Raw genomic sequence first — 15,317 nt, 5'->3', positions numbered from 1 at the left:
ATAACAAATAGAAACTACTAAGGGGGGAAGCTGATTAAGCGTCCGCATGTCAAACAACATGAAAAATATTGAATTTGAAAAACCAGCCTATTCAGACTGGCAAGATGCAGCAATCAAAGCTTTAAAAGGGAAACCATTTGAGTCACTATTTTCCAAAACAAATGAAGGTGTTACATTACAGCCGCTTTACACGCAAGAAAGTTTAGTAGCTAAGCTTGGAGAAGAGCTTGATTTACAAGTTGCCACAATCCGTTCCCTACAAAATAGTCAAGCGTTTCAGGTGGCACAGCAAATTCACGCTGATACAAGTGAAGCATTTTTTGCACAGCTTGAAGATAGTTTAGCGCGAGGCAATGAAGTGATTACAGTGGATAGTCGTGTGAAGTTTGATTGGACAGAAGAAGTATTGGTCAAATTAGCATCATATTTCTCAGAATATTCATTTAAAATTACTATTAAAAATACAAAAGACCCATTATTAGCATTATTTGACAATATTGCAGAGGATCAACGTGAAGCAGTTAAAGGTTTCATTGTTTCTAAGGACCCGATCTCTTTCAACGCATTTCCGAACGTGCGCTCAGTCAGTGCTGACACGACCGTTTATCACAATGAAGGTGCCAACGCAGTACAAGAGCTAGCCTATGCACTTGCATTAGCAGCCAAGTTTGCAGAACAGGAAGAAAGCTTTGAAGCATTCTCGAAGAAGTTTTTTGTAATCTTTGCCATTGATACACAATTCTTTACGGAAATTGCCAAACTTCGTGCTTTTAAAGTACTTTGGAAAGCGTTCTCATCCGCTTATGGTGTGACAGACAGTGTAAAAATCCCAACGGTTGCTGAAACATCACTAAGAAGCTTTTCTAAATTAGATGTGTATGTCAATTTATTACGTTCTTCCAATGAAGCGCTTTCTGGTTTAATTGGTGGAGCTGATCTCTTTACTGTTCATCCGCATGATGTGTTAACGAAGCCTACGGAACAATCGATTCGTATCGCTCGGAATGTATCATTAATATTAAAAGAAGAAACAAATGTCTTGAAAGTGACAGATCCAGCAGGAGGCTCTTATTTTATTGAGTCGTTAACAGCAGACTTTGTAAAAGAAGCATGGGCATTATTTTTAGATATCGAGGCTGCTGGCGGGATGGATGAATATATAGCGTCTGGCAAGCTTGCGGAAGAAGTGGCAACCACTTATCATACTCGAATCAAAGCTGCATCAACACGTAAGCAATCATTAATTGGAACGAATATTTATGCAAATCCAGCAGATGTACTTGAGCAGGATACAAACCCATTATTTGCTGATATCAAACGTATTGCTGTTCCATTTGAGAAGTTGCGTGCAGAAATGACAGCAGCTAATGTGAGAACAGGTATTTTAGCATTAGGGTCATTAAAAAGCTCTAAGCCACGTGCAGATTTTGTAGCTGGTTTCTTAAATACAGTTGGTCTTGTTCCAGAAAAAAGTGAGCCAGTGGCAACTGCTGAAGAGGCGATTGCTTGGTTGCAGGCTACAGAGGCTAAGTATGTTGTAATTGCAGGCAGTGACGATGATACAAAGGCACTTGTACCGGCTATTTTAGCTGCACAACCAGCAAATGTGCTTATAGATGTTGCAGGTAAATTTAAAGATGAAGAAGAAGCATGGTTAGCAAATGGTTTAAACGGCTTTATTTTCGCAGGACAGAACATCATTGAAAAATTACAGTCCGTGTTTGCGAGCATGAAGGAGGTCCAACGATGAGCAAGCCTAATTTTAATGTAGTAGAAATAGAAAAAGTGTTAACAGCTGAAGCCCCACAAGCGTCTGACGACAAGTTTATGACAAATGAAGGGATTGAAATTAAAGATATTTACACGAAGGAAGATATTAAAGATGCGAAACATTTAAACGATGTAGCAGGTATTGCACCTAATACACGTGGACCATACCCTACTATGTATGTAGCACGTCCTTGGACCGTTCGCCAATACGCAGGTTTCTCAACGGCTGAGGAATCCAATGCCTTCTATAAACGAAATTTGGCAATGGGGCAAAAAGGTCTTTCTGTAGCGTTTGACTTAGCGACGCACCGAGGCTATGACTCAGATCATCCACGTGTAACAGGGGATGTAGGGAAAGCTGGTGTTGCTATTGACTCTGTTGAGGATATGAAAATCCTTTTCGATCAAATACCGTTAGATCAAATGTCCGTTTCTATGACAATGAATGGAGCAGTTTTACCAGTTCTTGCCTTCTATATTGTGGCAGCTGAAGAGCAAGGGGTAACACCAGACAAATTAGCAGGTACAATTCAAAATGATATTTTAAAAGAATATATGGTGCGTAATACATATATTTACCCACCAGCTATGTCAATGCAAATCATCGCAGATATTTTTGAATATACAGCGAAATATATGCCAAAATTTAACTCTATTTCAATTTCTGGTTACCATATTCAAGAAGCTGGCGCAACAAATGACATTGAGCTTGCCTATACGTTAGCAGATGGCTTGGAATATGTACGTACAGGATTGAAAGCAGGAATTGATATCGATGCCTTTGCACCTCGTCTATCGTTCTTCTGGGCAATCGGTATGAATTATTACATGGAAGTAGCTAAAATGCGTGCAGCACGTCGTATTTGGGCACAAATGATGTCAACATTTAATCCGAAAAATCCGAAAACATTAGCATTACGTACCCATTCTCAAACATCGGGCTGGTCTTTAACGGAGCAAGATCCATTTAACAATGTGGCTCGTACATTATTCGAAGCGAATGCATCTTCAATGGGACACACACAATCCCTCCATACCAACGCACTGGATGAAGCGATTGCACTTCCAACAGATTTCTCGGCACGTATCGCGCGTAATACACAGTTATTTTTACAAGAGGAAACAGCGATGACGAAAGTGATTGATCCATGGGGCGGTTCGTACTATGTGGAGAAACTAACAGAAGAAATTACGCAATCCGCTTGGGCATTGATCGAAGAAATTGAAGCACTTGGAGGGATGGCCAAAGCGATTGAAACAGGACTTCCGAAAATGAAGGTTGAAGAAGCCGCAGCCAAACGCCAAGCAAAAATTGACTCTAAAACAGAAACCATTGTAGGAGTGAATAAATATCGCTTAGCAAAAGAAGAGCCAATTGACATTTTGGATATTGATAATACAATTGTTCGTCAAAAACAAATTGAACGTTTAGAAGCGATGAAGGCAGCACGTGATGAAGCAGAAGTTCAAAAACATTTAGCTCGCTTAACAAAAGCTGCTCAAGATGGTGAGGAGAACTTACTAGCTGTGGCGGTGGATGCAGCACGTGCGCGTGCCTCTTTAGGTGAAATTTCTGATGCTATCGAGGCGATTTCTGGTCGTCATAAGGCCGTGATTCGTTCTATTTCAGGTGTTTACTCTGCCAATTTCTCAGATGAGGAGCAAATTGCGGAAGTGAAGCAAATGACAGAAGAATTCCTTGAAAATGAAGGACGTCGTCCACGTATTTTAGTAGCAAAAATGGGACAGGATGGACATGACCGCGGTGCCAAGGTGGTCGCAACGGGCTATGCTGATTTAGGCTTTGACGTAGATATTTCACCATTATTTATGACACCTGCTGAGGCTGCTCAAATGGCTGTTGAAAATGATGTCCATGTCATTGGTGTATCTTCACTAGCAGCAGGTCATAAAACATTAGTGCCTGAATTAATTGCGGAGCTTGAAAAGCTAGGTCGTGAAGATATTATCATTATTGTTGGTGGTGTTATTCCAGCGCAAGATTATGACTTCCTTTACGATGCTGGTGCAGTAGCCATTTTTGGACCAGGTACAGTGATTCCTGTATCTGCACAAAAAATTATTGAAGAAATCTACAAACGTTTAGGCTATGAGGAAGTGTCTGAATAATGGACAAAAACAAAGGAATGGAAGACAGTGCGCTATTTGTCATGGACGGAGTCGAGGCAACTCACGACGGTATGCAGTATGGCACACCTAAAAAATTCCGAAAGAAAAAGGCAGACAATATGAATGTAGGAGAGCTTGCTCAACAAGTACGTGTGGGCTCTCGCACACATTTATCAAAAGCCATTACCCTCATTGAAAGTGCCAACGCTACTCATAAAGTGCAAGCACAAGAATTATTACAGGAGCTTCTTCCGCATACAGGAAATAGTATTCGAATTGGCATTACCGGAGTTCCAGGAGCGGGGAAAAGTTCATTCATTGAGGCTTTCGGAACAATGCTTTGTGACATGGGGAAACGAGTAGCTGTTCTTGCGATTGATCCAAGTTCTTCCTTATCAGGTGGGAGTATTCTTGGCGATAAAACACGCATGGAAGAGCTCGTTAAGAAGCCTACTGCATTTGTTCGCCCATCTCCATCGGCAGGTACCCTTGGGGGTGTTCACAAAAAGACCCGTGAAACAATGTTAGTTTGTGAGGCGGCAGGCTATGATGTGATTTTAATTGAAACGGTTGGTGTAGGGCAAAGCGAAACCTACGTCCGTGGGATGGTTGATTTCTTTCTACTCCTTGTGTTAACAGGGGCAGGAGATGAATTGCAGGGCATGAAAAAAGGCATCATGGAATTAGCGGATGCCATTGTCGTGCATAAAGCAGATGGCGATAATGTTCGTTTAGCCAAAAAAACGGTTGCAGAGTATAAGCAAATTTTGCATTTTTTACAGCCCGCTACACTCGGTTGGATGTCTACAGCAATGCCTGTTAGTTCATTAGAAAAACGGGGACTTGATAAGGTTTGGGAGACAATTGGAGATTTCAAGCAAATTGTTGAAGCCAATCACTATTGGGCTACTCGTCGACAACAACAAACAAAAGAGTGGTTTCAATCGATGATTACCGACCATTTAATTGATCAATTTTATGGGAATCCACAGCGTAAAGCACAGGTACTGCTACTTGAACGTCAAATTTTAAGTGGACAACTGACTGTCACACAAGGTGTCGATCGTTTATTTAACGAAGAGCAGGAAGACAAGTAAACGAATCTTAGTATTCAACTGAATTGTGATGAGCAAGTAGGTGCACAAATTCGTTGCAAACTGCTATGATAAGAGATGGATGAGCGTCAAAAAATTTTTATAGGCAATCATGCTGAATGGACGCGAACTTGAAAGGAGCTATCGCTATATGAATATGGATTACGATTTATTTATGCAGGAAATTTTAAAAACAGCACGTGCTGAAATTGAGGCAGCGGGTTACGAACAACTACAAACACCAGAAGCTGTTGAAGAGGCGTTTACTCGCCCAGGTACAACATTAGTAATGGTGAACTCAGTATGTGGTTGTGCGGGCGGTATCGCTCGTCCAGCAGCGGCACAATGTGTTCATTATGATAAACGTCCCGATCATTTAGTTACAGTGTTTGCAGGGCAAGATAAAGAAGCGACTGCAGCGGCACGTTATCATTTTGGAGAAGATCACCTACCTTCTTCACCATCTTTCGTTCTATTAAAAGATGGACAAGTAGTTGCAGAAGTTGGTCGCTATGAAATTGAAGGGCATGATCCAATGTCCGTTGTGACAAACTTACAAGCAAACTTTGAAGAATATTGTGATGAGCTTTAATTCTATTCTTGCATAACAAAAATGAATTCAAATGAAGTAGAAAAGCCTCATAGATCACAGAATCTATGTAGGCTTCCTACTATCATCATGTATAGATAGTTTCATTATTACTAAAATTTTTGTAATATTGGCTAAATAATTAGCTAAAAGAGTGAAGAGTACTAAACGATAGGAGGCAGTCGGCCTGAAGAAATTTTCAATCGGCTATCGAACTTTAAAGACAGCAATTGGTGCGGCCATCGCTATTGCCATTGCTCAGTATTTTGATTTAGCCTCGTATGCATCTGCTGGTATTCTAACCATATTATGTGTGCAGCCAACGAAAAAAAAATCTATTCATGCAGCTTATACACGATTGGTCGCGAGTATTGTGGCAATGCTTTTTGCCTTTGTAAGCTTTGAATTTTTTACTTATCATCCGCTTACATTAGCAGGCATGCTCCTGTTATTCATTCCAACCATTGTATCATTAAAGGTAGCAGATGGATTTATTTCTAGTGTTGTAATTATAATGCATATTTATGCTGCTGAAGGTTTTTCATTAGCACTTGTTTATAATGAATTAGCGTTGATGGCAATCGGTTATGGCACAGGGATTGCCATTAATATGTATATGCCAGACATACAAAAGGAATTAAATTACTACAGAGTTAAAATTGAGGAGCTATACAGCAAGATTTTTTTAGAAATTGCCACCTATTTACGTCAAGGAGACACGCTATGGAATGGACATGAAATCATTGAAGCAATCCGAACGCTAGAAGAGGCAAAATCATTGGCGTTTAAAGATGTTGAAAACCATTTTATGAGACTTAAAAATGATTACTATGTGTATTTTGATATGCGTGAGCAGCAGCTAGAAATTATCGAACGAGTATTGCCAAAAGTGACGACACTACCTGTTATAGTACAAGAGGCTGAAATTGTGGCAGATTTTTTACAAGACCTCGGTGAGCATGTTCATTCGGGGAATACGGCAAGTCATTATCGAGAAAAATTAGAACATGTAAAACGTGATTTTTCTCAGCTGCCTTTACCGCAAAACCATGAACAATTTATCGCTCAAGCCGCTCTCTATCAGTTTATCGAGGAGATGGACAGGTATTTAGAAATAAAGCAGTCATTTAAGGGCTTAAAGGCTAAAAAAGAGCGCCCACAGTAACGTGGACGCCTCGGGCTTTGCCTTAAACTAACATGGATAATCCGAATGCTAGAGATGAGATTAGCATAATCGCGATCATGCTATAAACAACGATTTTTTGAAATTTTTTATTACTCATATGCTCGTTCGCTCCTTCTTTTCTTATAAATAGTTTAGCAAATCTGAAAAATTTCTCAAGTAGTAGAGTTTTGACAAAAAAATCTGTAAAATAGAGTATGTACCATAACAGAAGGAGATGTCACCATGGAGAAAGTAGACCATATTGGGATTGCAGTGCGCGATCTTGATGAACGCATTACATATTATACAGAAACTTTAGGCTTAAAGTTGATGAAAGTAGAAGAAGTAGAATCTCAACAGGTTCGTGTGGCATTTATCGACGCAGGTAACGTGAAATTAGAGCTATTAGAACCAATGAGTGATAAAAGTGCCATTTATGGATTTATTGAAAAACGTGGAGAGGGAATTCACCATGTTGCCTTCGGTGTAACAGGAATTCGTGAGCGTATGACAGAGCTTCGTGAAAAGGGTGTACGTCTATTATCGGAAGAGCCAGGACCTGGTGCTGGAGGTGCAGAGGTTGCATTTATGCATCCTAAATCCTCATTCGGGGTGTTATATGAATTATGTGATAAAAGTGGAAAAGGGGATAAGTGATCATTATGGATATGTTCGACAAAATCAATGACTTGTATGACCGTAAGACTGTAATTGAACTTGGTGGTGGCTATGAGCGCATCGAAAAACAGCATGAAAAAGGGAAATTAACAGCTCGTGAGCGTATTGATTTGCTACTAGATGAAGGGACATTTTTCGAAATCAACCCATTTATTACTCACCGTACAGTAGACTTTGGGATGGATAAAATGGAAGGCCCTGGTGATGGTGTAGTTACTGGTTTCGGTAAAATTAACGGACGTCCAGTATACTTATTCTCCCAAGATTTCACAGTGTTTGGTGGGGCGCTTGGTGAAATGCATGCCAAAAAAATGGCGACAGTGATGGATCTAGCTGCTAAAAACGGTACACCATTTATCGGTATTAATGATTCAGGTGGTGCACGTATCCAAGAAGGTGTTCTGTCTCTAGATGGCTACGGTCATATTTTCTACCGCAATGCGATTTATTCAGGCGTGATTCCGCAAATTTCTGTTATTATGGGACCTTGTGCTGGTGGAGCGGTTTATTCGCCAGCTATCACAGACTTTATCTTAATGGTGGATAAAACATCTCAAATGTTCATAACAGGACCTAAAGTCATCGAAACTGTAACAGGTGAGAAAATCTCTGCTGAAGATTTAGGTGGTTCAAAAGTAAATAATGCGGTAAGTGGGAATGCTCATTTCCGTGCGCCATCTGAAGAAGAGGCAATTGAAGAAATTAAAAAACTATTAAGCTATTTACCACAAAACAATAAAGAAAAGGCACCTCGACAAGCTCGACCTGAAGGGGATGACTACCGTCCAGAAATCGTGGATACAGTGCCAATCGAAACAACACGTCCATATGATGTTCGCAAAGTAGTTGAGCAGGTAGTGGATGAAGGTTCATTCATGGAAGTACATGCAGAGTTTGCGAAGAACGTAGTAGTTGGTTTTGCACGTATTGCTGGTGAATCAGTAGGGCTTGTTTGTAACCAACCAAAAGTACTTGCTGGTGGATTAGATATTGATTCTTCTGATAAAGCAGCTCGTTTCATCCGTACTTGTGATGCGTACAATATCCCAATTATCACATTTGAAGACGTATCTGGCTTCTTCCCAGGCGTTAAACAAGAGCATGGCGGTATTATTCGACATGGTGCAAAGATTCTTTATGCGTATTCAGAAGCTACAGTACCAAAAATTACAGTGATTTTACGTAAAGCTTATGGAGGCGCTTACGTTGCTTTAAACTCTAAATCAATCGGTGCTGACCTTGTATTTGCATGGCCAAATGCTGAAATTGCTGTTATGGGTGCTGCTGGCGCAGCGAACATCATCTTTGCCCGTGAAATTGCGAAATCAGATGACCCAGAAGCAACACGTGCAGCAAAAATTGAAGAATATAAAGAAAAATTCGCCAACCCGTATGTGGCAGCATCTCGCGGCATGGTAGACGATGTAATTGATCCACGAGATACACGTATGAAGCTGATTCAAGGACTGGATATGCTTTCAAATAAACACGAAACACGTCCTGAGAAAAAGCACGGGAATATTCCTCTATAAAATGAGTACAAGCCTAGTAGCTAATGAGTTGCTAGGTTTTTCATTGTTAAAAAGTGAAACATTTTTTCTTGCCATCCGTACTGATATAGTAAGAGGAGTTGAGATGAATGGAATGGAAGCAATTGCAAACAGAGCAAGAAAAGATTCATGCACAACTAAGAAAGGCATCAAGATTAAACGAGCAAAGCGAATTATTGCATAAGCAGATTCACTATACACAACAGGAAATAGACAAACATACGACAGCCCTCAACCAAATTCGATCAAAACTTGATAAATTGGATGGCTTCTCATTTATGAATATGATTCGTACGTGGACTGGACAACAAGATGAACTACGCGCTGAAAAAATTGATAAAGCAGCAGTTCTTGAATTAAAGATTAGTGAAGCGAAGAAAATGCAAGCGGATTTAACAGAAGATAGTGTTCAAGTAACCAATAAGCTAGCTCAATTTGATGAAATGGCGTTACAACAAGAACTTCAACAAATCTATGCGAAAAAGAAAAAGTACTTACAGCTTCATGATGTTGCTCAGGCAAAGAAGCTAGAGCATTTAGCACATGAGGAAATGGTAACAAAGCAACTCATAACAGAAATTCAAGAGGCTGAGGAAGCGGGGGAAGTAGCTCTAACAAAGCTAGGGCAAGCAGCAGCCTCTCTTCATTCGGCTAGTGGCTATTCCTCCTGGGATACTTTCTTTGGTGGCGGGCTGATTGCCACTCACTTAAAGCATGATGCACTCGATCAGTCAGAAAACTATTTACATCGGGCTCAAATCGCGTTGCAACGTTTTCATAATGAATTATTGGATGTTCATGAGATGTCAACGAAATCGCTGCATGTAGAAACAGATGGGTTTGTGAAGTTTGCTGACTACTTCTTTGATGATATTTTTTCTGCATGGTCTGTCCATTCTAAAATTTCAACAGCAAGAGAACAAGTTTCACGGGTTCAGGACGATGTACATAATACCATTTGGCGCTTACAGGATAAACAAAATAAAGCAAATAACTACCTACAAGCTATAGAAAAAGAAAAAGAGGCTATTGTCAATGCTTAAGGAAAGTCTGAGAATTTTTCATAGTTTTGGAAAATAAAACTACCACAGAACTTTTGTGAAAGATGAAAGTGGATTTCCGTTGCAGGCTGCTTGCTTTCCTGTGAGCGAGTACCAGGCCGCTTTCTTCGCTACCGCTCCGTTTAGAGGCTCGCCTGTCTCGCTATCCCACGGGAGTCAAGTAGCCCTCCACTCCAATCCATAAAAATATTTCTTTTTAGTAAAGGTTTTCAACTAAAGAGAAGGTATTCACTACTCTTTATGGAGGGGGGTTGTCACACATCACTTCTCCACATTGAAAATAGGAGCCTATCCTTGCTCTAATAAGACAAATAATGAGCTAAGGAAAAGACAATTTTGCACATGGTTGATTGGAGTGGAGCCAGCGTCACTCCTAGGGTATTTAGCGTCATAGAGGAGACCCTGGAGCGAACGCAGTGAGTGAAGCGGGGGCTCATCAGACGCCCCCTGGAAAGGACGCTGGCGGAACGGACATCAACCTCTCACCTTGCTAAAGGTTCTTTTTCTGCTATTGGCATCACCTTTTTTCAACAATATGGGAAAGTCTGAGAATTTTTCTCAGACTTTTTAGTTTGGTAGGATTGTTCAATGATTTCAACTCTTCTGACCTTGTGCTAAAATAGTACATATACTATAACGTGGCAAAACACGTAAACTAAGGGAGTTTTACAACATGACAAGTCGTTTAGTAGAAGAGTTTTTTGAGCTCGTTCAAATTGATTCGGAAACAAAACATGAACAAGTAATTGCACCAATTCTTGTAGAAAAATTAACTGCACTTGGTTTTACAGTTATCCAAGACGATGCTCATACGCGTAATGGACATGGAGCAGGTAATATTATTGCTACATTAAAAGGCACATTAGATGTGGAGCCAATTTACTTTACGTCTCATATGGATACAGTTGTTCCAGGGAAAGGTATTAAACCTTCTCTACGTGAAGATGGTTATATCGTATCAGATGGCACGACGATTTTAGGTGCTGACGATAAGGCTGGTCTAGCAGCACTTTTAGAGATGGTAAAATGTTTAAAAGAGCAAAATATTGCACATGGAGATATTGAATTTATTATTACGGCTGGTGAAGAAAGTGGGCTTGTTGGAGCAAAAGAGCTAGATCCAACCATGATTAAGGCGAAATATGGCTTTGCAGTAGACAGTGATGGGAAAGTGGGAGGCATCGTGACTGCAGCACCATTCCAAGCTAAAATTTTTGCGAAGATTATTGGCAAAACGGCACATGCAGGGGTGGCTCCTGAAAAGGGTATTTCCGCTATTACAGTGGCATCAAAATGTATCGCTCAAATGAAGCTAGGTCGTTTAGATGAAGAAACGACTGCAAATATTGGACGTTTTGAGGGTGGACAAGCGACGAATATTGTTTGTGATGAAGTGACAATTTTAGCAGAAGCGCGCTCTATTGACCAAGCTAAATTAGATGCACAAACAAAGCATATGAAGGAAACTTTTGAGCAAGTTTCGGCTTCACTAGGCGCACGTGCTGAAGTAGAAGTGAAGCTGATGTATCCAGGATTCCGTGTAACAGAAACAGATAAAGTAGTTCAAGTAGCCATCGCAGCTGCACGCAATATTGATCGTACACCAACATTAGGTATTTCAGGTGGCGGCTCGGATGCGAATGTGATTGCTGGCTTTGGCATTCCTACCGTTAATCTATCAGTTGGCTATGAAGACATTCATACAATAAATGAAAAAATACCAGTAGAAGAATTAGAAAAATTAGCAGATTTACTTGTAGAAATCGTCAAAGAATCGGCGAAAAACTAACAGTCAAATAGAAGGATGTGACCGCATGGAAAGTGTGAAAGCAGTCGTTTTTGCTTGTGGGACAGAGGAATACGCAGTGCCTGTGGAGCAAGCAATTTCAATTGAAAAATTAGAGCATGTAACACCTATCCCTCATTTACCTAATTATCTTTTAGGCTTTACAAGAATTCGTGGTGAGCTTGTACCTGTTCTTGATTTTGAACGAATATTGTACAACCGCTCATCTAATACAGCAACTGCTCGTATTATTGTTTTAAATACAGACGTGGTTAATTATGGATTACTGGTGACAGAAGCTCGAGAAATTCTTGATTTTGATGATTCAGTACTTCAACAATTGGGCCTTGTTAATTACAGTAAAACACGCTACTTTACGGCTGTAGCTAATCTTGAGAACCGTATGATTACTTATGTCGATCCAAAAATATTGGTCAATTCATTAGATGGCATTCGTGAGATTATCGATTATTTACACAAAATGCTTGAAAATGAAAAAGAAAACGTGGAGGCATAGGCACTCTAAGTTTTCTTAGTGTTGAAAAAACAACACAATCACTAGGATTTTGTGTACGGCGAAAAGGCTTGTCGCTGACGCATTGCTTTCGCGCAGAGCAAAACCTAGGGGCTAGCTATTCCACGGGACTCAAGTAGCCTTGTTGTGACTAATCCCTTCACATTTAAATAAAGGCATAAGATAAAGAAAAGACATCTTTGCAACATGGCGGAACGGCTATCAACCTCTCGTCTCACCAAATGTTTATGGACATCGTCTTTTTTCATAGGTTGACAATATGGTCATAATAAAAAGCCCTTCCAGCAAACTGGGAAGGGCTTTTCGTTTGTTATTAAGACAGTCGACCACTGTAGTCTTCAAATTTAAATTCACGAATGACTTTACTGCCTTCTTCATCGTTATAAGAAACGATAGAAGGTAAGTTGACACCATTAAACATATGGTTTTTAACCATAGAATAATGAGCCATATCTGTAAAGACAAGACGATCGCCTGGTTTTAATGGTTGATCAAATGAATAATCACCAATTACATCACCAGCAAGACATGTAAGTCCGCCTAAGCGATACGTATGCGCGAATTCATTTGCTTGACCAGAACCGATAATCATTGGACGGTACGGCATTTCAAGTACATCAGGCATATGACATGTTGCTGACGTATCTAAAATAGCAAGGTCCATGCCATTTTTTTGAATATCAAGTACTGTAGCGACTAAATAGCCTGTATTAAGTGCTACCGCTTCGCCTGGTTCTAAGTAAACAAGCAGGTTGTATTTTTCTTGAATATAGTTAATGATGTTAACAAGTTTTTCGACATCATAATCTGCACGCGTAATATGGTGGCCACCACCGAAGTTTAACCATTTCATTTGATGTAACACATCACCAAATTTTTCTTCTACTACTTCAATAATACGTTCTAACGTGTCGGAATTTTGTTCACACATCGCATGGAAATGTAAGCCATCAATGCCGTCAAGCTGTGATTTATCGAAGTTAGCCAAAGTTGTACCAAGGCGAGAGTTCGTGTAGCAAGGATCGTAAAGTGCTGTTTCAATTTCAGAGTACTCAGGATTCACACGAATACCACATTCAATTGTTTTTCCAGCAGATTTTACTTTCTCTTTGAACTGAGCCCATTGGTTAAATGAGTTAAACACGATGTGATCCACATAGCCTAGAAGCTCGTCCATTTCATGCTCAATATAAGCAGGAGCATAGACGTGTACTTCCTTGCCCATTTTTTCATAGCCTAGACGTGCTTCATGCAAGGAGCTAGCAGTAATACCTGCTAAATATTCCCCAACTAATGGGAATGTTGAATGCATGGAAAAGCCTTTTAGGGCTAGTAAAATGCGGCAGCCTGTACGATCTTGAATTGATTTTAAAAGCTCAAGATTTTTTGTTAATAATCGCTCATCCACTACATAAGAAGGGGATGGAACTTTTGAAAAATCAATTGGTTTCATCGGCTTAATTCCTTTGCATCTAAATCAAGGTCAAGTAATTCTGGGTTATGACTTTCTTGCCATGGTAGACCCCATTTATTTAGTGCATCCATGAATGGATCTGGATTGAAGTCTTCTACATTCCAAACACCTGGTTTACGCCATTCGCCATTCATCACAAGCATAGCACCGATCATAGCTGGTACACCTGTTGTGTAAGAAATCGCTTGAGAACCCACCTCGTTATAGCACTCTTCATGGTCACATACGTTGTAGACATAATACGTTTTTTCTTGCCCATCTTTTAGACCGCGGATGATACAACCGATATTTGTTTTACCTTTTGTACGTGGTCCAAGAGAAGCTGGATCTGGCAATACCGCTTTAAGGAAGTGGATTGGTTGAATCATTTGACCTTCAAATTCGATTGGTTCAATAGATGTCATACCAACGTTTTCTAATACTTTTAAGTGTGTTAAGTATTTTTCAGAGAACGTCATCCAGAAGCGGATTTGTTTTAAACCTTTGATATTTTTTGCAAGTGATTCAAGCTCTTCATGGTATAGAAGATAAATATCTTTTGGTCCGATTTCTGGAAGGTTATACACTTCTTTTTTCTCAAGTGGTGCTGTTTCAACCCACTTGCCTTCTTTCCAGTAACGACCATTCGCTGTAATTTCACGAATGTTAATTTCTGGGTTGAAGTTTGTTGCGAAATGGTAGCCATGATCTCCCGCATTCGCATCCACGATATCAATATAGTGAATTTCATCAAATTCATGTTTTTGAGCATGAGCTGTGAAAACGCCTGTTACACCTGGATCAAAACCGCTACCAAGTAATGCAGTTAAGCCAGCTTTTTCAAACTTCTCTTTATAAGCCCATTGCCATTTATATTCAAATTTTGCCGTTTCAGGTGGCTCGTAGTTTGCAGTATCCACATAGTGCACACCTGTCGCTAAGCAAGCATCCATAATCGTTAAGTCCTGATAAGGTAATGCCACGTTAATCACAACATCCGGTCCGAAAGCTTTAATAAGCTCAATAACCTCTTCTGTATTATCCGCGTCTACCTGTGCAGTATGAATTTTTGTTTTTCCGCCGTCTAGTTTTTCTTTTAGAGCGTCACATTTTGAAACAGTTCTACTTGCGATACAAATTTCCTCAAATACGTCCGAATTTTGAACACACTTGTGTACCACAACACTGGCAACTCCGCCAGCTCCGATAATCAATGCTTTACCCAATTGTCTACCCCCAAGTTCATATAAAGTATTGTCAAACAAGCTGATTATACAGAAAATTGATATACTACTCAATCATTGTTTTAAAAATTTCTACAAAAATTTTTATTTTACTACAATAATTAGACGTAATCAGAGGGGAATACCTCGAGAAAGTAGCTAATTGTGTATGAAAAAAACTAATTTATTGAGCTCATTTGTAGATTTTGTTAGATGAAGTTGTTCAAACTAATCTAGCCTCTCATCATAGAATTTCATGTGCTTTATTTTTCTCACCTTTTGA

The 15,317-nt window shown here is 39.8% G+C and carries 13 protein-coding genes; 10 read left to right on the top strand and 3 right to left on the bottom strand.

The genetic code is table 11. The features are described from left to right. Window positions 1–46: 46 nt before the first annotated feature. From NV349_RS13680 to NV349_RS13660, 5 genes are all read left to right on the top strand, one after another. On the top strand, window positions 47–1,750 hold the full coding sequence (locus NV349_RS13680) for a methylmalonyl-CoA mutase family protein (protein WP_271910236.1): 1,704 nt from the start codon (window positions 47–49) through the stop codon (window positions 1,748–1,750). Next, window positions 1,747–3,900: a methylmalonyl-CoA mutase gene (gene scpA / locus NV349_RS13675; RefSeq protein ID WP_036122829.1), complete on the top strand. Its 2,154-nt coding sequence runs from the start codon at window positions 1,747–1,749 to the stop codon at window positions 3,898–3,900. Before NV349_RS13680 ends, scpA begins: the two co-directional genes overlap by 4 nt. Further along, on the top strand, window positions 3,900–4,997 hold the full coding sequence (gene meaB / locus NV349_RS13670) for a methylmalonyl Co-A mutase-associated GTPase MeaB (protein ID WP_036122834.1): 1,098 nt from the start codon (window positions 3,900–3,902) through the stop codon (window positions 4,995–4,997). Before scpA ends, meaB begins: the two co-directional genes overlap by 1 nt. Before the next feature lie 148 nt (window positions 4,998–5,145). Continuing rightward, complete coding sequence (locus tag NV349_RS13665) at window positions 5,146–5,586, top strand: BrxA/BrxB family bacilliredoxin (protein ID WP_036122837.1); 441 nt, start codon at window positions 5,146–5,148, stop codon at window positions 5,584–5,586. A gap of 184 nt (window positions 5,587–5,770) precedes the next feature. After that, on the top strand, window positions 5,771–6,748 hold the full coding sequence (locus NV349_RS13660) for an aromatic acid exporter family protein (RefSeq protein WP_036122840.1): 978 nt from the start codon (window positions 5,771–5,773) through the stop codon (window positions 6,746–6,748). 22 nt (window positions 6,749–6,770) lie between these two features. Here NV349_RS13660 and prli42 read toward each other — a convergent pair whose 3' ends face one another. After that, the gene (gene prli42, locus NV349_RS13655) at window positions 6,771–6,866 is read right to left on the bottom strand and encodes a stressosome-associated protein Prli42 (protein ID WP_155273190.1); all 96 of its coding nucleotides are present in this window, start codon (window positions 6,864–6,866) and stop codon (window positions 6,771–6,773) included. Window positions 6,867–6,991: 125 nt separating this feature from the next. On the opposite strand from prli42, the gene mce reads away from it, so the two are divergent. From mce to NV349_RS13630, 5 genes are all read left to right on the top strand, one after another. Next, the gene (gene mce / locus NV349_RS13650; RefSeq protein WP_036122844.1) at window positions 6,992–7,405 is read left to right on the top strand and encodes a methylmalonyl-CoA epimerase; all 414 of its coding nucleotides are present in this window, start codon (window positions 6,992–6,994) and stop codon (window positions 7,403–7,405) included. Window positions 7,406–7,410: 5 nt separating this feature from the next. Beyond that, complete coding sequence (locus NV349_RS13645) at window positions 7,411–8,958, top strand: acyl-CoA carboxylase subunit beta (RefSeq protein ID WP_036122848.1); 1,548 nt, start codon at window positions 7,411–7,413, stop codon at window positions 8,956–8,958. Between the two features lie 107 nt (window positions 8,959–9,065). After that, the gene (locus NV349_RS13640; protein ID WP_141903615.1) at window positions 9,066–10,019 is read left to right on the top strand and encodes a coiled-coil domain-containing protein; all 954 of its coding nucleotides are present in this window, start codon (window positions 9,066–9,068) and stop codon (window positions 10,017–10,019) included. A 691-nt stretch (window positions 10,020–10,710) separates the two neighbouring features. Then, on the top strand, window positions 10,711–11,826 hold the full coding sequence (locus NV349_RS13635) for a M20/M25/M40 family metallo-hydrolase (protein ID WP_271910229.1): 1,116 nt from the start codon (window positions 10,711–10,713) through the stop codon (window positions 11,824–11,826). Between the two features lie 25 nt (window positions 11,827–11,851). After that, the gene (locus NV349_RS13630; protein WP_036119903.1) at window positions 11,852–12,340 is read left to right on the top strand and encodes a chemotaxis protein CheW; all 489 of its coding nucleotides are present in this window, start codon (window positions 11,852–11,854) and stop codon (window positions 12,338–12,340) included. Window positions 12,341–12,671: 331 nt separating this feature from the next. Here NV349_RS13630 and nspC read toward each other — a convergent pair whose 3' ends face one another. Both nspC and NV349_RS13620 read right to left on the bottom strand, forming a co-directional pair. Next, entirely contained in the window at window positions 12,672–13,811 is a 1,140-nt protein-coding gene (nspC, locus tag NV349_RS13625) for a carboxynorspermidine decarboxylase (protein WP_036119906.1), read from the bottom strand. Next, a complete protein-coding gene (locus NV349_RS13620; RefSeq protein ID WP_036119909.1) occupies window positions 13,808–15,037 on the bottom strand; it encodes a saccharopine dehydrogenase family protein in 1,230 nt (409 codons plus the stop codon). The genes nspC and NV349_RS13620 overlap by 4 nt, the downstream gene beginning before the upstream one ends. Window positions 15,038–15,317 lie beyond the last annotated feature (280 nt).

Origin of the sequence: Lysinibacillus sp. OF-1 (genome assembly GCF_028356935.1) — a bacterium.
Taxonomy (GTDB): domain Bacteria; phylum Bacillota; class Bacilli; order Bacillales_A; family Planococcaceae; genus Lysinibacillus; species Lysinibacillus fusiformis_D.
This window is presented reverse-complemented; position numbering and strand designations above follow the sequence as displayed.